This window comes from Rhizobium sp. WYCCWR10014 (assembly GCF_001657485.1).
Classification (GTDB): Bacteria; Pseudomonadota; Alphaproteobacteria; order Rhizobiales; family Rhizobiaceae; genus Rhizobium.
The window spans coordinates 1-18,396 of sequence record NZ_LXFU01000046.1; the positions used below are offsets into that span (position 1 = coordinate 1).

Sequence of the window (18,396 nt, forward strand, 5' to 3'; positions counted from 1 at the left end):
GGCCGACCGCAGCGCATCCGCGCGGCCCGCAGGCAGCAGCACCGCAGCCTCTTGGGCCGCAGGCCGCCACGCCGCGGCGTGCGGCTTCGGCCGTCGCCGGAACCAGAAGGGGTGCACAGACCATCATCAGCACGGCAAGTGTCGAAAGCATGTGCGATAGGATGACCAGGATCTTCATTTCATTTCCTCCCATTGCTCGTGTCTTGTTTATGGCCTGAAGGGTTTCGGCCTTCAGGCCGGGTTTGCGGCTGCGGCCGCGTTGTGTGCTGCGAGCGTCTGCTGGGCAGCGGCTGCAACAGCGTCGTCCTTGCCGCCCGAGACCTGGACGGTCGGCACGGCGAGCTTGATGCCGTTTTCGTTGAACGCCTCATGGATCATCCGCAGAGCCCGACGCTTCAGCGTGAACTGCTGGCCGGGAAGCGTCATGACCTTCATGCGTAGCAGCAGGCCGGAATCGCCGAGGCTGTCGATCCCCTGCATCTTCAGCGGCTCGATCGTCGTCGGCTTGAACTCCGGATCCTCGAACAGCTCCAGGCCGATCTTCTTGATGATCTTGCGGGCCTTCTCGATGTCGGAATCGTAGGTGATGGTGATCGTCATCTTCTCGATCACCCAGTCGCGGCTCATATTCTGCACGGCGCCGAGCTCGCTGAAGGGCACGATATAGACCGCGCCGCGGTGATGTCTGAGCTTGATGGATCGCAAGCTGAAGGATTCGACCGTACCCTTGTAGCTGCCGCTCTGGATATACTCGCCAACCCGGAAGGCGTCGTCGAGCAGGTAGAACATCCCGCTGATCACGTCCTTGACCACCGTCTGTGCGCCGAAACCGATCGCAACACCGACCACGCCGGCGCCGGCGATCAACGGGCCGATCTCCACGCCGAGCGACGACAGTGCCATCATGATCGCGATGGCGACGAAGAGGATCATGAGGAAATTGCGAAGGATTGGCAGCAGGGTTCTGAGACGTGTACGCCGCCGCTCCCGTTCACTGCCGATTTCGAGGACGGCTTCGGTGTCGCCGAGCTTGCGATCGATCAGCACTTTCACGACACTCCAGGCGAGATCGACGACGAGCAGAATGATCCCGGCGCTGAGGAGGCCGCGAACGAGGCGCAGAAGCGGCGAATCCTGCATGGTCATCTGCGTCAGCCTGACGTCCAGAGCGTCCGCAAGCAGAACGATGGCGCCGACGATCAGCGCTGCCCTGATGCCACGCTCGACGATCACCGAGACAACGGTGCCTTTCTTGTGTCCGTCCTCTTCGGCAGCGGAAGACCGCAGAATATTGTTGACCGACGCCTTGGTGAGGGCGATTGCACCGGGCAGGGCGGCACAGACCACCGCGATCCAGAACAGCTTCATGGCTCCCACCACCCACAGCAGCCAGACGGCGACGAAGTAGACCGTCCAGAGCCAGTTCCGCGCCCGCAGGCCTATCCGGCTGGCCTGGCCGCCAGACAATCCGGACGGACGCCTCCAGACGGCTTCGATGCCGATGACGAGGAGCACGAGGCCGAGGGAATAGGCGACGAGTTGCCGGGCCGGGTCGGAAAAACCGAGGGTGCCGAGCAGGCGGATTGTCACCCAGCCAAAGGCATACCAGCCGACGAGATAACCCAGGCGTTTCGCCCAGTGGCCGGCGGCATCCTTGGTGATCGGGACGACACGGAACCGACCCTCTTCCTCTGCTCGCGGTGCCAGAAGCACGTCGAAAAGCGCGCTCGCCAGACGGAAGACGACGATCGCGAACAGGTATCCGACGACGATCTCCCTGATAACAGGCGGCCACTGGAACAGCAGGAAGAAGCCGATGCTGCCGAGGCCGAACGAAAGGACGTAACATGCCGCCCACAGAAGCCTCGCAGCCAGTGCCATCAACCTGTCGCGAACCGTGGCAAAGGGCGCGCGCGCCATCCATGAGCGCCAGCCGGCGCTGATCCACCAGAACAGCCATTGTGCGGCCAGTCCGACGGCGACGAAGGCGGCGACCAGGAAGATCGGCCGCGTCCCGCCGTTCGCCTGAATGTCCCGTTCGAGCACGGCCCCACCGCGCATCGTCTCCAGGGGAAAGGACTGGATGGCCCCGAGAAGACCGGAGGCGTGGGCACGGAATCGCATCGCGAATTCCGAGAATGAAGGGTCGGCGTTCGTGGTTTCCAAGGGCGGCTCCGCCGCGGTCTTGGCTGCTTGCGACTGCTGCTGCAGGAAACGTTGGACATCAGGATCCGAGAGCATCCCGATAAAGCGCTGGACGCTTTCCGGCTGTGGGCTCGCTGGCGTCACGCTCTGTGCCACAGCAATCGAGGCACAAAGGAGAACGGAAGCCACGGCGGCCCCCGTGAAAAGCGGTCTAAATATGCGGATCTTGGAAAGTAAGAGCATCGTCTATCCTGATCTTTATGAACCTGTCAGCTTGCCGATTCCTGGGTTATTGCCTGCATGACTCCTTCGATCGGCCTGCGGCAGTGCAGTCGGGCGCTCGTGGCTGCGTACCCACAGGACCCGTGAGGCCGCTCACCTGGCCGGCGTAATTATCTCTGGTGTCGGCATCGACGACCGCGACCGGGGCGGCAAGGATCAGGCCGGCGGCGCTGCCCGCGGCGGCCGCCGTGCTCGTCGTTGCGGCAAGGATCTTGTCCCCGAGCCCGACCTTGCTGTCGGTCAGCGTCTGGCCGTCGGAAATCCGCGCGCCGATGAGCTGGACGACTTCGGGTGATTCCGCGAATTTTCCGTGGTTCAGCCTGTCGCCCGCCTTGACCTTGGTGAGGTCGATTACCGTGATCTGGCTATCGGCAAGTTCCTTCTTGAAGGGGGCCTGCTCGGGATCGATGGCACCGAGTCTGGCGACGTCGCCCCATACCCTGCGGGATACCGCGAGCGCGCGATCGTCTCGGGAAACGAACAAGGTGAACTTCGGATGCTGCTTGCCCATGTCGACGATCTGCTGACGGAAGACATCGACATCCACGTCGGGCGAGGCCAGCATGACATTCTCGAACTTGGCAGGGAGGCGGCCGTTGCGGATCGCCATCTGACGAAGCGCTTCCAGCGCCAGCCAGTTCCCCATGGAATGCGCAAGGATCGAGACTTCCTTCACCTCCGGGTCCTTGGCGAGATACTGGAAGAGCGTCTCCAAGGCGTTGCGTGTGTAGTTGGTGCTCTCCCTGTCATAGCCATATGCGAGCAGACTGCCCCGCGACGGCCATGTCACCAACACGGGCGCGCTATGCACGCCGGAATCCTTGACGATCTGAGCGAAGCGATAGACGGAATCTTCGAAACGGTTGTTGAAGCCGTGAATGAACACCAGCACGCTGCGGTCGCGGCTCTTCCTGACAGAGGCGCTCAGCCATTTCTTGGCTTCGTCGCGTGTGATCTCCTCGGCTTTCAAGGTTGCGAAGTCCGTTGCCGGATTGGATGGAAGCCTCCTCGGCCAGGCGACTTCGCCGACCTTGCGGACGTTCGCTGGGGGAATGGAGACGGTGATGTCGGCAAAGGCAGGGGCGAGTGCGCGCTCGCCTGTGAACATTTCGCCTTGGATCGTGGAGCGGCTGCGCGTCGTGGTCACGAGCATGTCGACCTTGGTGGCGTTCGGCGCGCTATCGGCAACGGGGATGAGCACATTCTTCGGGTGGCCGCCACATCCGGCTAATGCGCAGAGCAGCAGCAGAGCCGAGATCCATTTCAGACCTGGGGAAGGGCTTGGTCGAATTCGGCCATCGCGACATTTTGTGCTCACTGCTGTTCCTCATAGTCCTGTCAAGGTCGGGCAGGCCTCGACGCCGCACGCCGCGGCGGTCGAAGTCGGCACTGGGCGAGACTATGTGAAGATGAGATGGCTTACCCGTATGATCGGGTATGTTACGGTCGGGGAGACAGGATTAGCGGGGTTGCAGATCCGAGGTGGCGGCGGTCGACGCGATTGCATCGGGATCGGGCACCGTCATCCCCGCCTTGCGAAGTCCTTCGATCAGGCGGTCGCGATCTTCAGGCTGCATGTTGCGCATTGCGAGTTCCGTTACAAGGTTCGGCAGGAAGTCAGGTCGCATGCTGACGAACACCTGGCCTTCCCGGCGGGCGTCCTCCATCATGCCAGCCTCCGCGTAGATGATGGCGGCGACAACATGGAAGAGAGGGAATTTCTGCATGTTCGCCTGCCGGATCTCCAGCACGGCGGTGTGGTTGTCGTGGAGCATGTAGGCGGCCAGGGCTCGCGTCCCGTGGTAAAAGCCGCCGCTGCCCGGATTGAGGGCGATGGCTTGGTCCAGGAGGGTTGCTCCGCGCTGCCACTGTCCGCCGATCGCCAGCCGGGTTCCGAACTCGCCCATCAGTTCGGTGTCGTTGGGGTTGGTGGCGAGCGCCTGCTCGCCCACACGAAGTGATTCAGCGAGCTGCCTGTCGAAGAACAGCGCCGTCATCAGCGCTTGAAGTCCGCGCGTATTGCTTGGATCGATCTGGGTTGCGCGCCTGGCGGCATCGAGCGCCCGCTGTATGGCTGAATCCTTGCCTGGTGTCGGATTGAACTTGTAGCGGTCCTCATCGAGATAGACGATCGACAGCATTGCCCAGGCGGTCGCGTAGCTCGGAAACCGTGCGACCGCAGCCTCGAGGCAATCCCGGACGCGCGCATGCGCTTCGGGGCTCAGTTCCGAACGATAGGCATAGAAGCGCAACGTGCATTCGTACGCGCCGAGGTCGTCCGGCGGCGGACCGGCGGAGTCGATCTGTGCCATGATCCCGTAGGGCTGGGCAATGGCAGTCGCGACCTTTCTGGCGACATCCGTCTGGATCGCAAACAGGTCTCCCGATGCGAGATCATTGTCATAGTTCTCCGACCAGAGGATTTCGCCGTCCGACGTATCCAGCAACCTGGCCGTCACACGAAGACGCTTGCCCGACGTGCGTACGCCGCCGGCAAGGAGATAGCGTGCACCGAATTCGGCCCGGATCTCCGATGCGCCCACATCCGCGGGGAGGGACTTGGACGTTTCGCGGCCGAAGACCTTGATCTCCTTGAATCGGGGCAGAATGGTCATCAGTTCCTCGGTCAGGCCAGCTGTATAGAGCTGTGCCTCTGGCCCTTCGCCGAGGTTGGCAAAGGGAGCCACCACGAGGGCAGGCCGATCGGGCGACAGGCTTGCAACGCGTTCGGCAGACGGATCGGGAGACCGCGCTCCGATCCAGTATAGCGAAGTTACCACTGCAGCAAGCGCAGCAGCCCCCGGCAACAAGACCCGCTTTGCGCGCCACCAGCGTCCGGGGCGAACCTCAGAGGGCGATGTTTCGCCAGCGTCATCGTCTCCAATGTCGACTGACGCCGGACAGGACCAGGCGAAGGTTGGAATATATCCGCCTTTGGGAATGTCGATCCTGACGGAGTCATGCTGCCCGGCGACGAGATAATAGCGCTCGAGTGATCGCCGCAGCCGTCCGGCCTCGATCCTGACCACCGGATCGTCCTGGGTGAAGCCAGGGTCCCGGCCGAATACCTCGATCGCGATCGAATAGGCTTTGATCCGGTTGCCCCGACCCTCGAGGGTTTCCGAGACGACATAGCGGAGAAACGCAGCCGCGCGACCGACCCCTGGAAATTCAGGGCTGGAGATGACACGTTCCAGTTGCTCGCTGATATCGTCGGCTTGCGGCGCCGGCCTTGAAGAAATGGGTGCGGCAGACCCCTCTGCCGGTATCGATGTCTGCATGTCTGTCCCCAATCCCCCGTGGAGTCATGTCACTGCCAGACCGTATGTTACGGTAACATACTCCACGAACCGATCGTCGTCCATGAAGATCGGGATCTGGCACACGTTGCAGTGGCGACGTCTCGAATGCCGGTAAGGAGTGGACCATGGACGAAGGCGTGACCGCAGTCCGTCGGCAGTTTCCAGCCAGGATCAAGGCGATCGACGATCTCACTGCCCGCAGTGAAGACTTTCGGGAAATCTGCAGGGACTTTGCAGACGCTCAATCGGCGCTGCAGAAATGGAACGTCTCAACCGATCCGAAACGCGACGAGCGCGTCGTCGAATACCAGGAGCTGATCGCCGAACTCTCCAAGGAGATAGAGGGCGCGCTTGACGCGTCGGTACCGCCAATCGCTCGCTGATAGGTGCGGCTAAAGCGCGTCGCAACCCTTCAGGTTCGCTCTTCGCGCTTTAGGTCTTTATTTCTACGCATGTCGTTATCGCAAAACCGCTGCACACTTTTGCGCGACATGCTTTAGCCCAGCGGCAAGCCGTCGCGAGGCGTATGTTACGGTTACCTACTTGCCTTCCATCGCCCGGTACCGACCATCGCGACAGACGTCCGGCGCTGAAACTTGCGCTTCCACGAAACGAAACGCCTCCGAAGGATATTGCCGTGGTTTCCGAAAACTTGGACGAGCCTGCCATTTCCCCAACGCCTCGGAATCCCCTCCGCAGGATAGCGCTGATCGTCCTCCTTCTGGCGCTCGTCCTGTTCGGCCTCTCCATCTTCATGGAGCGGCGGACGCCATCGACCTCGCAGGCTCAGGTCCAGGCCTATATCGTCGGTATCGCACCCGAAGTCACCGGCCGGGTGGTGGAAGTCGGCGTCGCCGACAACTCGCGCGTCGAGGCCAATCAGATTCTCTTTCGTATCGATCCCGAGCGCTACGAGCTGGCGGTCAGTGAGGCCGAGGCGAGCCTTGCAAGTGTCGGCCAGTCAATGGGCGCGTCAACGGCTGCTGTCGATGCGGCGCAGGCAAAACTCGTAACGGCGCAGGTCGATCGGGACAATCTTCGTGAACAATCTGCGCGCGCCGCAGAGCTGGAAAAGAGGGGCGTGTATTCCAAAGCGCGGGCTGAATCAACTAGGTCGGCTTTCGGTCAGTCAGAGGCGGCCGTCACCGGTGCTGAAGCTGAGCTGGCCAAGGCCAAGGAGCAGCTCGGGCCGAGCGGAAATGACAATCCGCAGCTACGGGCGGCTCTGGCAGCGCTCGAAAAGGCACGACTCGATCTGCTGCGGACCACCGTTCAGGCACCTTCGGCCGGGGTCGTGACCAACCTCCAACTTACAACCGGTAAGGTCGTGTCGGCTGGACAGTCTGCCATGACCTTTATCGATGTCGGAACGATCTGGATCACCGCCGCATTCAAGGAGAATAGCCTCGAGAAGGTCGCAGTCGGCAACCGGGCGGAAGTCCTCTTCGACGCGCTTCCCGGTCGGTTGTTTCCGGCGCAAGTCGAGAGCGTTGGTTTCGGCGTGTCGCAGGGCAGCACGGACCCGAACACCGGATTGCCGACGATCCGGAGCGATAGTGGCTGGGTCCAGGAGCCGCAGCGGTTTCCAGTCCGCCTCATCATCGAGGAGGCGCAGCGGCCCAAGGGCGGCGTACGCTACGGCTCGCAGGCGACCGTCGTCATCTATACCGGCGACAACCCAGTCACCAATGCCTGGGGGTCGCTCTGGATCCGCATCATGTCGGTGCTGACCTATGTCCGCTGAGAGGAGCCCTGCGGTCGAAGAGCAGAAACGCAAGGGGCTTCGGGTTGCGTTCGCGGTCTCCCTCGGCTTCACGCTCGCCGTCCATGCAGGGGCTATCGTGCCCTTCCTCGGTCCGCTCTTTGCCGCTCAGTTTCTGCTCGGCAGTTCGCGGCCGATGCCGCTCGGCAAGACCCTCGGCGCGGCGATGGTCATCCTGATCGCCGGGATGGCGATGATGGTTCTGACCAACGTGCTCGGCGACCGTCCGGCACCTTTCCTTCTGATTTTGGGGCTGACCTATTTCGCGTGCTTCGCCGCACAGTCCACTGGAAAGGGAGGAGCGGCGGTCTTTCTCGTGCTCGTCGTTTCGATCATCGTGCCTCTGCTCGGCATCCTGAACAAGGAACTCGCCAATTCCATCCTGTCCATCCTGGTCACCGGGGTATTGTCGGGCACGGTTCTGATGTGGTTCGCCCATGCGGTCTTTCCCGAGCCGTTCTCCCCGGAGCTCGAGGCGGTGGCGATCGACGAGCGGCCGCCGTCCCTGCTTCGGGCGTTGGCAAACACGGTCATCCTTCTGGCGTCCGTCGTGATCTGCCTGACGAGCGACGATCTGAACGCTGCGGCGGTCATTCCCATCACCGTGGCGTCGTTGCTCGGGCAGCTCGACGTTACCGCGAGCGCGCGGACGGCGATCGGGCTCGTGCTCGTCAATCTGTTCGGCGGCGTGCTCGCCTCCGTTGCCTATGCCGCGCTCTCGCTGCGCCCCAATCTCCTCTCCATCTTTCTCATCGTTCTCGTCGTCGTCCTCTTCATCGGAGGGCGCGCGGCTGCTCGCTCGAAGGACGCCCCGGTTTTTGCCGGCGCCCTGACGACATTCCTGATCCTCTTCGGCCTCGGGGTCTCGCCTCTACCGGGCAGCGCTGCAGAATCCTTCGCCACCCGCATTGTCTATGTCGCAGCGGCCTTGATCTACGCGCTGCTGTTTGCCGCCATCCTGTGGCCGCGGACAAGGGAAACGAAGAGGATATCAGCATGAGCCGTCCGTTCGCCGCGACAGATCGACCGATTGGCAATCTCGCCTCCCTGGGTGCCTGAAGGAATGGCGCTCCGGATCGGCCATGCTTGATGGAAAGGCTGGCGCAGGAGCGACACGAGTGACGTTTTTGCTGTCATTTCCTCGCCACTGGCGAGAATGTAAGTATATGTGAATATACTAAAGCCGGCAGTCTACACCATGTCTGACCGCAAGGAGGATTTGAGATGGCTAGACCTCACGCATTGTTACTCGCCACGGGCCTCTTCCTGCCTTTTGCAGGGTTCCCGTTTTCGCCACATCTGACACTGACTGCCACAGCGCAGGAGCCTGCCGCCTCCAGTCCCGTCGCGGTGGAAGACGACACGCCGGCGCCGCTGAGCGAGGACGAGCTCGAAATCCTGGTGGCGCGGATTGCGCTATATCCGGACGAACTGGTTGCGCTTGTCACGTCGGCCTCGCTCTATCCGCTGCAGGTGGTGGAAGCAGCCCGGTTTCTCGAAACCTTGAAGAAGCAACCCGGGCTCAAGCCGAAGACGACGTGGGACGGCAGCATCGTATCGCTACTGAATTATCCTCAGATCGTGACGATGATGAGCGAGGATCTGGACTGGACGCAGTCTCTCGGAGAGGCGCTCTCCTATCAGCAGAAGGACGTTCTGATCGCCATACAGCAACTGCGCGACAAAGCGGTCGCCGATGGCATCATCAAGACCGACGACAAGATCAAGGTCAGTCAGGAGAACGACAACGTGGTGATCGTCTCCGCCAGTCCTGACAAGATCTATGTTCCGCAGTATGCGCCGGAGATGCTGTATGAACCGAACTATGTGGCCGCGCCGATCGGCTACTATTCCGAGCCGTATCCGAACTACTACTATCCGACCGCCACCTTTTTCGCGGGCGTGGTGACGGGAGCGGTGTGGGCCGCTGCCGTTGACTGGAACCGCTGGGGCGTGTGGGGCGGGCGCTGGAACGGCAACGTCGATATTGATTGCAACAACTGTTTGAACAACATCAACGGCAAGGTGAATATCAACGACGTCGACTGGAAAAACGTCGACCGCAGCAAGATCAGGTTCGACAGCGCGCAGTTCAACAAGATCGACCGCAGTTCTTTCCGGACCAGTATCGAGGCGAATGCCGGTAACAAGGTCGGAGCAAGAGGCAACGATCGTGCGAACACGATCCGCAACCAGCCAGGCACAGTCAGTGTCAACGATGTCCGCAAGAGCAAGATCGATGCGGACAGGGTAAATGCCGGCCGCAACCAGGCAGGCAATACCGGAGCGGCTCTTGGGGGCGGGAAGGGAGTGCAGGCTGCGCAGAACCGCAGGCCTGAGGCAAGGACGCCGAACAGGGCTGCCGAAAACGCAAGGCCCGAGGTCAACGCCAAACGTCCGGTCGCAAAGCCGAAGCCTGCGGCACGGGTCGACAGCCGGCCCAGAAAGCCTTCGGCACTCGGTCAGGTGGACAGCGGCAGGCGCGCTCAGATGCAGTCCAGCCGCGGCAGACAGGCCATGGCCGGAGGCAACCGCGGTGGTGGCGGTGGAGAAATGCGCCGCGGCGGTGGCGGCGGCCGCCGTCGATAACCGGAAGAAGGAGGAAAGTCATGACGAAGTCAGTCAGAAACATGCTTCTGGGTTCGGTGTTCGCTTTTGCGGCTCTCGCCACCAATCCGGTTCCAGCATCTGCAGCAGAGCCATCCGATGCGACCGTCATCTCGGGATTCGCTTCGCAGAGTGATCCGCCCGTATTCGAGATGCCGGAACAGGCCGTTGACGCCTTCAAGGCGGCGCTGGCGGCCGATGATTTCGACAAGTTCGCGGCGCTGCTCGGTATCGATGCAGCGAAAGCAAAGGCAGGTGAAGGGGTGATGGACACTTATGCACAAATCCGGGAGGGCACTCAGAAGAAGATCGTCGTGAAGGATGTCGATGGCGGCAAGATCATCGAGATCGGCGACAGATTATGGCCTTTGCCATTTCCGATCGTGAAGGGCGACGATGGCAAATGGGGTTTCGACACCTATGCCGGATTCGAGGAGATCATCAATCGTCGCGTCGGCGAGAACGAATTGCAGACCATCGACACGATGCAGGCCTATGTCGACGCCCAAAAGGAATATTCTTCAGCCGACCACGACGATGACGGCGTTCTCGAATATGCCCAGAAACTGATCAGCAGCGACGGCAAAACCGACGGTCTCTATTGGTCGCCTGAGTTGGGCGAGGGGGATAGCCCGGCGGGCAACGCTCTCGAAGACAATGCCGCGCTTGATAAGGCCAAGGCCGGGGAAGGTTATTACGGCTATCGCTACAGGATCATCGACGGCCAGGGACCGAACATCGCGGGCGGAGAGTTCGACTATGTGATCAACGGCAACATGATCGCAGGATTCGCCCTTATCGCCTGGCCGATCCGATATGGCGAAACCGGCGTGCACACATTTGTCGTGAACGCGAACGGCACGGTCTACCAAGCCGATCTCGGCCGGGAAACCGAAAAAATAGCTGCTGGCGTCAGGACCTTCAACCCGGGTGACAATTGGGATGTGACTCCTGATTGAACGGGGTCTCGTGTGTTGGGAACCAAGTTTGCTCCACCTCGTTGCCGCTTCGTACCTGACAAAGATGCAAAGGAGGAAACGATGATTTCCGCAGATCAGATCCGTGAGCATATGGAAGTGCGGGCTGCCGACGGCACCCATGTCGGCTCAGTCGATCATCTCGACGGCCCGACGCGCATCAAGCTGACCAAACTCGACTCGGAGGACGGCAAGCACCACTTGATCCCGATCGATTGGGTCGATCACGTGGATGCTCACGTCCATCTGTCGAAAAACGCCCGGGATGTCCGGATGCAATGGGCTACCATCAACTGATAGCCGATCGGCTGCGGCTTCCGGCCGCAGCCTTCTTCGAACAGGATGATCGGAGCATGATGCCGTCCGGAAACCGCTCACACTTTTCGGCATCATGCTTTTAAAGGAGCCGGGAATGTCGAAGCAATTAAAGAAGGGCGATGAGGTCAGCTGGAATACCAGCCAGGGAAAGACCGAGGGCAGGGTAGTCAAGAAGCAGAGCGGTCCGACGAAGATCAAAGGCCACAGCGTGAAGGCATCGAAGGCCGAGCCGCAATATATCGTCCAGAGCGACAAGTCGGGAAAGCGCGCTGCACACAAGCCCGACGAACTCAAAAAGCTTTGACGCCGGCGGCCGTTCTGTTCGAGCAAAAGGAGATCGATATGCCAGCCAAGTCCAAGGCCCAGCAGAAAGCGGCAGGCGCCGCACTTTCGGCAAAGCGTGGCGAGACGCCGAAGAGCGAACTCAAAGGCGCCTCGAAACAGATGGTGGAATCCATGAGCGAGAAACAGCTCGAGGAATTTGCCTCAACCAAGAGGAAAGGCAAACCTCAGCACGTCTCGAAATGAGAGATGTCGAACCGCCATGTATGCCGGACGTTCCCGCCGCTTAACAGCAACGGGCCGTGAACTTGAAAGCGTGCCTCTGCCACCGGCGGCGGCTGCCTGTGAAGCAAGATTGGCGGTTCGTTCACGGTCGGTGTATGGATTTGACAATCGCTTCGAGGCAATTGCCCCTCAGCTAGAAGAGCGCATCGCGCTAAAACGGAGTCCGAGATTGGCCGTCGCTTTTACCAAGGAAGAGAGTTTCGAAACCGCTTCAGAAACCCTGCTGCCCGATCGTCCGATTTCGGCGCATCCGAACCTTGTTACGGAAGCAGGACTGAAGGCTCTCGAGCTGCGCTTCAAAGAGGCTCGCGAGGCCTATGATGGCGCGAGCACCATCGAAGACGTGAACGAACGGCGGCGGCAGACAGCCAATCCCTTGCGTGATCTTCGTTACTTAGCCGCAAGACTTCGCACCGCCCAGCTCGTGCCTTACCCCACGTCAATCGACACCGTCGCCTTCGGCAGCACAGTGACTTTCCGCCGTGACGACGGGCGCGTGCAGACCTATCGTATCGTCGGAGAGGATGAAGCCGATCCCAAGGCCGGATCGATTTCCTACGTTTCCCCGGTGGCGCGGTTGCTTATGGGCAAGGCTGTCGGCGATGTGGTGGAGACAGGCGGCCAGGAACTGGAAATCATTGCCATCGCATAGGAGAGTGCTATTCGCGTAACTCTCATTATTTTGGTACCGTTTGGTACTTTATTTATCGAACCTTTACCATCCGTGGCTAAAACGATGGCACTCCATCATCGAAAGTCATGCTCATGGTCAGCGCAATTTCCAGTTCTGCATCCACCATTTTGAGTTCAGCCGCTACAACATCGTCTTCCAGTTCGTCGGATCAGCTTGCCTCTCTCGAGGCACAGCTTGCCGAAAAGAAGGCAGCCCTGTCGGAAACGCAGGACGAGCAGGAGAAGGCCACGATCGAAAAATCCATCGATACGCTGGAAGCGAAGATTGCCAAGCTCGAAGCGAGCGAGAGCAGCCAACCTCAGGCGTCTGCTGCATCGAAGCCTGCCGGTGACGCTCCGAAAGAACTTTCCGGCGAAAGCGAGCGTATCGGCACGACGAATTTTGACGAGACCAGCGAGTTCGGCAGCCGCACGGCTTACGTCTGATAAAAGCGACCCGGTCACCGGGATGATGCTGCATTTTTGAGGGATGCATCAAAGACGGCGCTTGGCCACGGTGACGACTTCGCGTGTCAGATCCGCCAGGCGGTCGGCGGCGAGGCGATTTATCTGCCAGTAGAGCGGGACGTCGAGCGGCGTGTCGGGCACCAGCTCGACCAGCCGTCCGGATGCGAGGTGCTCGCAAGTCAGCTGGGTCGGGTTCATTCCCCAGCACATGCCCGAAAGGCTGGCCTCGACGAAGCTCTGCGGTGAAGGCAGCCAGTGGGTGGGATAATCGAGATCGCGTCCGAATGTTCGCCTGATCCAGCTGCTCTGCAGCCTGTCCTTTTGATTGAAGGTCAGCGCCGGAGCGTTGCTGATCGCCTCTGATGTCACGCCCTGCGGAAAATAGCGTGCGACGAAGTCGGGGGTTGCCGTTGCATGGTAACGCAGAACGCCGAGGGCAAAACGCCGGCATCCGCGGACCGGTTTTTCCAGGCTGGTGACGGCGGCGATCACCCGTCCGCGCTGGAGCCATTCGGCAGTATGGTCCTGGTCGTCGACGGCGACGTTCAGCAGATAGGAAGAGCTTTTGGCAAAATTCGAGATGGCTTCGACGAACCATGTCCCGAGGCTGTCGGCGTTCGTCGCGATTTGAAGCGTGACCCTTTGGCGTGGTTCGTCGGGATCGACGAGGGCCGGCAGTTGCCCGAAGAGTTCTGCTTCGAGCATGCCGACATTCTCCATATGGCGGCAGAGCCATTCTCCCTTTTCCGTCGCCGTGCACGGCGTGCCTCTGACGATGAGGACGACGCCGAGACGCTCTTCGAGCTGCTTCACGCGCTGCGAAATGGCCGAAGGAGTCACGTTCAAGGCGGTCGCAGCTCTTTCGAAGCTGCCTGTCTGGACAATAGTTGCGACGGCGCGAAGAGCGGGATAGTCGAGCATCGATTAGTTTCACTTAATCTGGGTAAGCTGGATTAATTAGCCTAATTCTCGAAATAGCGATAGCGCAACCTCACCGAAATGAGGGGCGTTGGCCGAAGCGATGAATTTTTCGATCTATGGAACCGGCCTGATGATGGGCCTCAGCCTGATCGTCGCCATCGGCGCGCAGAACGCCTTCATCCTCCGCCAGGGCTTGCGCAACGAACATGTCTTCGCAGTCTGCCTCGCCTGCGCGGTCTCGGATGCCGCGCTGATCGTGCTGGGCGTGACCAGCCTCCATCAGATCGCCAGGTTCATGCCCTGGCTTGATCCCGTCATGCGTTACGGCGGAGCAATATTTCTGGTCTCGTATGGGGCAAAAAGCCTCTATTCCGCCTTGCGGTCGTCCGCCGCACTAACTGCCGGGGAGGCCAAAACATCGAGCTTTCGGCAGACGCTGGCGACCTGCCTCGCACTCACCTGGCTCAATCCGCATGTTTATCTCGACACCGTGGTGCTGCTCGGCACGATATCGACACGATATCCGGGAGAGCAGGCTTCTTTTGCAGCAGGGGCAGTGACCGGTTCCTTCCTGTTCTTCTTTTCGCTCGGATATGGCGCGAAGCGGCTGCGGCCGATCTTCTCGAAACCCTCATCCTGGCGCATGCTGGAAACGCTCGTCGCTTTGACGATGTGGATCATAGCGTTCAAGCTGCTGGGCGGGTTGTGACCGCCGATCCGCTCACGGCGTTTCGGTGGCAGGCTCCTCGTTCGACGAGACGAATCTCAGGAATTGTTCCTGTGCGCGCGTCGGCATCCAATTGATGCGCAGGGTAAGGCCGATCGGCCGCGCGGTGTGGCTGAGGTCGAGCGGCAATGCCTTGAGGAGGCCGCGTGACAATTCCGCCTGGGCCTGCAGGTAGGAAATGCAGCCGAGATGCTCCGTTCCGTTCAGCAGTTCGCGCATCAGGATGAGCGAGCTCGACTCGACGATGCTTGTTGGCGGGTGGTCCAGGCCTTCGAACAGGGTGTCGAAATGCTGCCGGATCGGCGTGCCGCGCTGGCCGACGATCCATGGATAGGCCGCGAGTTCCTCGACCGAGAGCTCGGAGCGTGCCGTCAGCGGATGGTTGCTGCCGGCGACGACGACCAGCGTATCGTTGAACAGGAAGCGTTGCTCGACGTCACCGATCGGTGCAGGATCGCGCAACGCGCCGATCAGGAAATCGATCTCACCGCGCCTCAGGCCGGCAAGCAGATCGGCATAGGGACCTTCCAGAATGTGGATCGGCGTGTTTGGACGGAACTTCCGGAACTCGGCGATGGCTCTCGGAAGCACGAAGGAGCGCGAAAGCGGCATCGCACCGACGACGATCCGGCCCGCTTCCTCTGAAAGCGTTTCGGCGAGATCCACCTCCGCCTGCGCCAGTTCGGCGAAGGCGAGGCGTGCGGCCTGGGCGAGCGTTCCGGCGGCGCGGGTGGCGACGATGCCGTAGGAGGTCCGCTCGAACAGCGGGCGGGCGGCTTCCTCCTCGAGCTGCGTCACCGCCCGGTGAACGGTCGGTTGGGCCAGGCCGAGCCTGCGAGCGGCAAGCGTGAAGTTCTCGGCCTCGCGAACGGCAATGAGAGCCTGTAGTTGAGAGGACGTCGCGACCATGCGAAGGCGTGGGCTGAGTTCATTGAGGGCCGGATCGAGGAAGCCGAAGGCTCTTCGCACGCGCTTTGCCAGGACATCCCCTTGTGCGTTGGCGAACAGTCCTTGCGAGGTCCTGGTAAAAAGGGTTGTTCGCAGGGCGCGCTCGATCTTGGAGACTGCCTGCGTGACGGCAGGCTGTGAGAGATGGCAGACATCTGCCGCCCTGGTGACGGAATTGGTGTCGACCACTGCCAGGAAAACCCGGAGGTGGCGGAGGTTGTGCTGGACTTGCGATGCCTGAGATGCTGTCAGATTCAAGTCAAATTGCGCTCCAGAATGGCATCCGCCCGCGCTTCCAGAGAATTCTCCTCCGTGCGGATGTCCAATTCACCGATCTGCCGCTGCCAGTCGGTCGTTGCCGAGGCCATGCGGTCGGGCAGGCCGAGTTCCCTCAGTGTCGCGGCGACTTCCTGCATCTCCGCCGCCCGCCGCTTCCCATGGGCCATCATGCGTTCAAGGTTGTAAGCTGCGCGCGCGGTCCAGTCCATCCCCGGATCAGAAGCCTGGAGAGAGGCGAGCACTGCCTTCTCGACCCCGGCGCGGCGCGCGGCAAGCAGGCATTCCGCAGTCAGCGCTTCGAAACCCTTGATCATCACCGATCGGAGCATCTTGATCGAGGAGGCTTGCCCGACCTCGTCTCCCGCCGTCTCGACCTTCATGCCGAGGTCGAGGAGCACGCGTTGCGCGCGGTCTGCCTGCGATCCGGAGATCAGCAGCGGCGTTCGATGACGGGCGGGGTGGACGGGCGACATCACGGCGACGTCGACATAGATGGCGCCGGCGGCTTCGACGAGCTTGGCGGCGGCCGCCTTCGTCGCGGGGGAGCAGGAATTGCAGTCGAGATACAAGGTGTCCGTGTCGAGGAATTCGGCGACCCGGGTTGCCGCTTCCAGGGCACGGTCTGCGGTAACCAGGCTGAAGACGGCGCCGGCGTCCGTCAATGCCTGTTCCGGAATTTCGGCGCAGTCGACGCCGAGATCCGAACAGGCCTGGAGCAAATCGCCACGCAGGGATGGATCCTCCACCTTTATATCGAATGTGGAGATCCTAGCGGGGGACGCAGCGCCATTCTCGGATTTCCAGCCCGACACAAAGGCCTGCGCTGCTTCGCCGAATCCGATCGTTGCAATCGCCGACATCGGTTTTTCCCTTTCCCTATGCTGCCAGGCAGCTCGTTCCTCGACGTTAAATTGGGCAGGCAGGCGCGGTCCCGGCCGCGTCTGCCGCACGGCGACGTCTACCTTGTCGGCGGAGGCGTCGATATGTGATGCCTCGACATGAGTCTTCGAGCCCTGATCGTAACCTTAGGCTGTCCGGATGTGAGGGAAATGCCCATTTCAAAATGATCGGCGACATATAAGAAAAAGCTATAGTTCGCCGCCCGAGGGGATCAACTGAGGCTATCCTATAGCGAAAACTTATGAGATCGGCGCAATTCCAAATTGGCAAACGGCAGGCTGAGGCATGAAATCTCGTCAACTAGGAACGCGATATTCATGTCGGAAAAAAAAGGCGGCGCTCGTCATCAGCGTCCATGTTGCGGATTTCGTCTGGCGCTGCGGCGGCGCGATCGCGCTGCACGCCAAAGGAGTTACGACGTCACAGGCGCCTGTCCTTCGGAGAGTGCGGAAGTCCGGCGGTCGCGCCGCCAAATATGCGGAGGGTTTTCAATCGGTTTTCCCGCGCACGGTCGATGAGCTCTAATCGCCATGCGGAGAGATCGGAGGAGGAGATAGATGGAACCTTGTTTCGACATTGCCCACTTGGCGCATGTCGAGATGTATTCGGACAAGTTCGAAGAAAGTCTCGACTTTTTTCTGCGGGTCTACGGCCTGAGCCTTGCCGGCCAGGACGAGAATTCCGCCTATCTGAGGGCATGGGACGACTACGAGTTCCATACGCTGAAGCTGACGCGCCACCACACGACCGGCGTCGGGCACATCGCCTACCGGGCCTCTTCGCCTGAGGCGCTCGCGCGGCGGGTGAAAGCGATCGAGGCCAGCGGCTACAAGGTTCTGGGATGGGTCGACGGCGATCTCGGCCATAACAGCGCCTTCCGCTTCGAGGATCCGTTCGGGCATGTGTTCGAAATCTATTACGACACGGTCCGATACCGACCGCCCGACGGTGAAAAGCCGGCTCTGAAGAATATCGCACAGCGCTATCACGGTCGGGGATGCCACCCCCGGCGTCTCGACCATCTCAATCTTCTGGCGTCGGATGTTTCCGAGTTCAGGCGGTTCATGGAGACCTGCCTGGGGTCCCGGGTGACCGAGATGATCCAGCTCAATAACGGGCGTGTGGGCGGCTGCTGGTTCACCATCAACAACAAGGGCTACGACCTTGCATGTACCGAGGAGCATGGCCGCGGCAACGCCCGTCTTCACCACGTCACCTATGCGACGGACACGCGAGACGACATTCTGCGGGCGGCCGACATCTTTCTCGAAAACGGCGTCCACATCGAGACCGGCCCGCACAAGCACGCCATCCAGGGCACGTTCTTCCTCTACGTCTGGGAGCCGGCCGGCAATCGCGTCGAGCTTGCCAATGCCGGCGCGCGTCTCATCCTGGCGCCAGATTGGGAGCCGATCGTCTGGACCGAGGCCGATCGGAAAAAGGGGCAGGCCTGGGGGCTGAAGACGATCGAAACATTCCACACCCACGGCACGCCGCCGGCGGACAAGAACGGAGCATAAG

The 18,396-nt window shown here is 61.0% G+C and carries 18 protein-coding genes; 12 read left to right on the forward strand and 6 right to left on the reverse strand.

The annotated features are described in order from the left end of the window. Window positions 1–231: 231 nt before the first annotated feature. The 3 genes from A6U98_RS25175 to A6U98_RS25185 form a co-directional block, all read right to left on the reverse strand. Window positions 232–2,388, reverse strand: coding sequence for a mechanosensitive ion channel family protein (locus A6U98_RS25175; protein ID WP_064653744.1), 2,157 nt, complete (start codon window positions 2,386–2,388; stop codon window positions 232–234). A 46-nt stretch (window positions 2,389–2,434) separates the two neighbouring features. Beyond that, entirely contained in the window at window positions 2,435–3,745 is a 1,311-nt protein-coding gene (locus A6U98_RS25180) for an alpha/beta hydrolase (RefSeq protein WP_064653745.1), read from the reverse strand. A gap of 142 nt (window positions 3,746–3,887) precedes the next feature. Next, window positions 3,888–5,708 (reverse strand): hypothetical protein, encoded by a 1,821-nt coding sequence (locus tag A6U98_RS25185; RefSeq protein ID WP_064653746.1) that lies wholly within the window; start codon window positions 5,706–5,708, stop codon window positions 3,888–3,890. Between the two features lie 146 nt (window positions 5,709–5,854). Here A6U98_RS25185 and A6U98_RS25190 point away from each other — a divergent pair, with 146 nt between their 5' ends. The 10 genes from A6U98_RS25190 (at window position 5,855) to A6U98_RS25235 (ending at window position 13,079) form a co-directional block, all read left to right on the forward strand. Continuing rightward, window positions 5,855–6,112, forward strand: a complete 258-nt coding sequence (locus A6U98_RS25190; RefSeq protein WP_064653747.1) for a hypothetical protein — start codon at window positions 5,855–5,857, stop codon at window positions 6,110–6,112. A 254-nt stretch (window positions 6,113–6,366) separates the two neighbouring features. Beyond that, window positions 6,367–7,473 carry an HlyD family secretion protein gene (locus tag A6U98_RS25195; RefSeq protein ID WP_064653748.1) on the forward strand — a complete coding sequence of 369 codons (1,107 nt, stop codon included), beginning with the start codon at window positions 6,367–6,369 and terminating at the stop codon, window positions 7,471–7,473. Next, a complete protein-coding gene (locus A6U98_RS25200) occupies window positions 7,463–8,491 on the forward strand; it encodes a DUF2955 domain-containing protein (protein ID WP_064653749.1) in 1,029 nt (342 codons plus the stop codon). The genes A6U98_RS25195 and A6U98_RS25200 overlap by 11 nt, the downstream gene beginning before the upstream one ends. A gap of 224 nt (window positions 8,492–8,715) precedes the next feature. After that, on the forward strand, window positions 8,716–10,080 hold the full coding sequence (locus A6U98_RS25205) for a DUF3300 domain-containing protein (RefSeq protein ID WP_064653750.1): 1,365 nt from the start codon (window positions 8,716–8,718) through the stop codon (window positions 10,078–10,080). Between the two features lie 20 nt (window positions 10,081–10,100). Then, the gene (locus tag A6U98_RS25210) at window positions 10,101–11,057 is read left to right on the forward strand and encodes a DUF2950 domain-containing protein (protein ID WP_064653751.1); all 957 of its coding nucleotides are present in this window, start codon (window positions 10,101–10,103) and stop codon (window positions 11,055–11,057) included. Window positions 11,058–11,138: 81 nt separating this feature from the next. Continuing rightward, window positions 11,139–11,372, forward strand: coding sequence for a DUF2171 domain-containing protein (locus A6U98_RS25215; RefSeq protein WP_003560207.1), 234 nt, complete (start codon window positions 11,139–11,141; stop codon window positions 11,370–11,372). Window positions 11,373–11,487: 115 nt separating this feature from the next. Next, window positions 11,488–11,697, forward strand: a complete 210-nt coding sequence (locus tag A6U98_RS25220) for a DUF2945 domain-containing protein (RefSeq protein WP_064653752.1) — start codon at window positions 11,488–11,490, stop codon at window positions 11,695–11,697. Between the two features lie 38 nt (window positions 11,698–11,735). Continuing rightward, on the forward strand, window positions 11,736–11,921 hold the full coding sequence (locus A6U98_RS25225; protein WP_003560205.1) for a DUF3008 family protein: 186 nt from the start codon (window positions 11,736–11,738) through the stop codon (window positions 11,919–11,921). 208 nt (window positions 11,922–12,129) lie between these two features. Next, a complete protein-coding gene (greA, locus tag A6U98_RS25230; RefSeq protein WP_064653753.1) occupies window positions 12,130–12,612 on the forward strand; it encodes a transcription elongation factor GreA in 483 nt (160 codons plus the stop codon). A gap of 107 nt (window positions 12,613–12,719) precedes the next feature. Beyond that, window positions 12,720–13,079 carry a hypothetical protein gene (locus A6U98_RS25235; protein ID WP_064653754.1) on the forward strand — a complete coding sequence of 120 codons (360 nt, stop codon included), beginning with the start codon at window positions 12,720–12,722 and terminating at the stop codon, window positions 13,077–13,079. Between the two features lie 48 nt (window positions 13,080–13,127). On the opposite strand, the gene A6U98_RS25240 is transcribed toward A6U98_RS25235, so the two are convergent. Continuing rightward, window positions 13,128–14,021, reverse strand: coding sequence for a LysR family transcriptional regulator ArgP (locus A6U98_RS25240; RefSeq protein WP_064653755.1), 894 nt, complete (start codon window positions 14,019–14,021; stop codon window positions 13,128–13,130). Window positions 14,022–14,121: 100 nt separating this feature from the next. On the opposite strand from A6U98_RS25240, the gene A6U98_RS25245 reads away from it, so the two are divergent. After that, window positions 14,122–14,730 carry a LysE/ArgO family amino acid transporter gene (locus A6U98_RS25245; RefSeq protein WP_064653874.1) on the forward strand — a complete coding sequence of 203 codons (609 nt, stop codon included), beginning with the start codon at window positions 14,122–14,124 and terminating at the stop codon, window positions 14,728–14,730. Window positions 14,731–14,742: 12 nt separating this feature from the next. On the opposite strand, the gene A6U98_RS25250 is transcribed toward A6U98_RS25245, so the two are convergent. Together A6U98_RS25250 and A6U98_RS25255 are read right to left on the reverse strand one after the other, a co-directional pair. After that, window positions 14,743–15,954, reverse strand: coding sequence for a LysR family transcriptional regulator (locus A6U98_RS25250; RefSeq protein WP_064653756.1), 1,212 nt, complete (start codon window positions 15,952–15,954; stop codon window positions 14,743–14,745). After that, window positions 15,951–16,835: a DUF1932 domain-containing protein gene (locus tag A6U98_RS25255; protein WP_064653757.1), complete on the reverse strand. Its 885-nt coding sequence runs from the start codon at window positions 16,833–16,835 to the stop codon at window positions 15,951–15,953. Before A6U98_RS25255 ends, A6U98_RS25250 begins: the two co-directional genes overlap by 4 nt. 597 nt (window positions 16,836–17,432) lie before the next feature. On the opposite strand from A6U98_RS25255, the gene A6U98_RS25260 reads away from it, so the two are divergent. Then, window positions 17,433–18,395, forward strand: coding sequence for a VOC family protein (locus A6U98_RS25260; RefSeq protein WP_064653758.1), 963 nt, complete (start codon window positions 17,433–17,435; stop codon window positions 18,393–18,395). The last annotated feature ends 1 nt before the right edge of the window (window position 18,396 follow it).

Coding starts and splice junctions, on each gene's coding strand:
- A6U98_RS25200 (WP_064653749.1), top strand. CDS start 7,463: ATGTCCGCTGAGAGGAGCCCTGCGGTCGAAGAGCAGAAACGCAAGGGG.
- A6U98_RS25190 (WP_064653747.1), top strand. CDS start 5,855: ATGGACGAAGGCGTGACCGCAGTCCGTCGGCAGTTTCCAGCCAGGATC.
- A6U98_RS25220 (WP_064653752.1), top strand. CDS start 11,488: ATGTCGAAGCAATTAAAGAAGGGCGATGAGGTCAGCTGGAATACCAGC.
- A6U98_RS25210 (WP_064653751.1), top strand. CDS start 10,101: ATGACGAAGTCAGTCAGAAACATGCTTCTGGGTTCGGTGTTCGCTTTT.
- A6U98_RS25260 (WP_064653758.1), top strand. CDS start 17,433: ATGGAACCTTGTTTCGACATTGCCCACTTGGCGCATGTCGAGATGTAT.
- A6U98_RS25245 (WP_064653874.1), top strand. CDS start 14,122: ATGAATTTTTCGATCTATGGAACCGGCCTGATGATGGGCCTCAGCCTG.
- A6U98_RS25255 (WP_064653757.1), bottom strand. CDS start 16,835: ATGTCGGCGATTGCAACGATCGGATTCGGCGAAGCAGCGCAGGCCTTT.
- A6U98_RS25185 (WP_064653746.1), bottom strand. CDS start 5,708: ATGCAGACATCGATACCGGCAGAGGGGTCTGCCGCACCCATTTCTTCA.
- A6U98_RS25175 (WP_064653744.1), bottom strand. CDS start 2,388: ATGCTCTTACTTTCCAAGATCCGCATATTTAGACCGCTTTTCACGGGG.
- A6U98_RS25235 (WP_064653754.1), top strand. CDS start 12,720: ATGCTCATGGTCAGCGCAATTTCCAGTTCTGCATCCACCATTTTGAGT.
- A6U98_RS25240 (WP_064653755.1), bottom strand. CDS start 14,021: ATGCTCGACTATCCCGCTCTTCGCGCCGTCGCAACTATTGTCCAGACA.
- A6U98_RS25205 (WP_064653750.1), top strand. CDS start 8,716: ATGGCTAGACCTCACGCATTGTTACTCGCCACGGGCCTCTTCCTGCCT.
- A6U98_RS25215 (WP_003560207.1), top strand. CDS start 11,139: ATGATTTCCGCAGATCAGATCCGTGAGCATATGGAAGTGCGGGCTGCC.
- A6U98_RS25225 (WP_003560205.1), top strand. CDS start 11,736: ATGCCAGCCAAGTCCAAGGCCCAGCAGAAAGCGGCAGGCGCCGCACTT.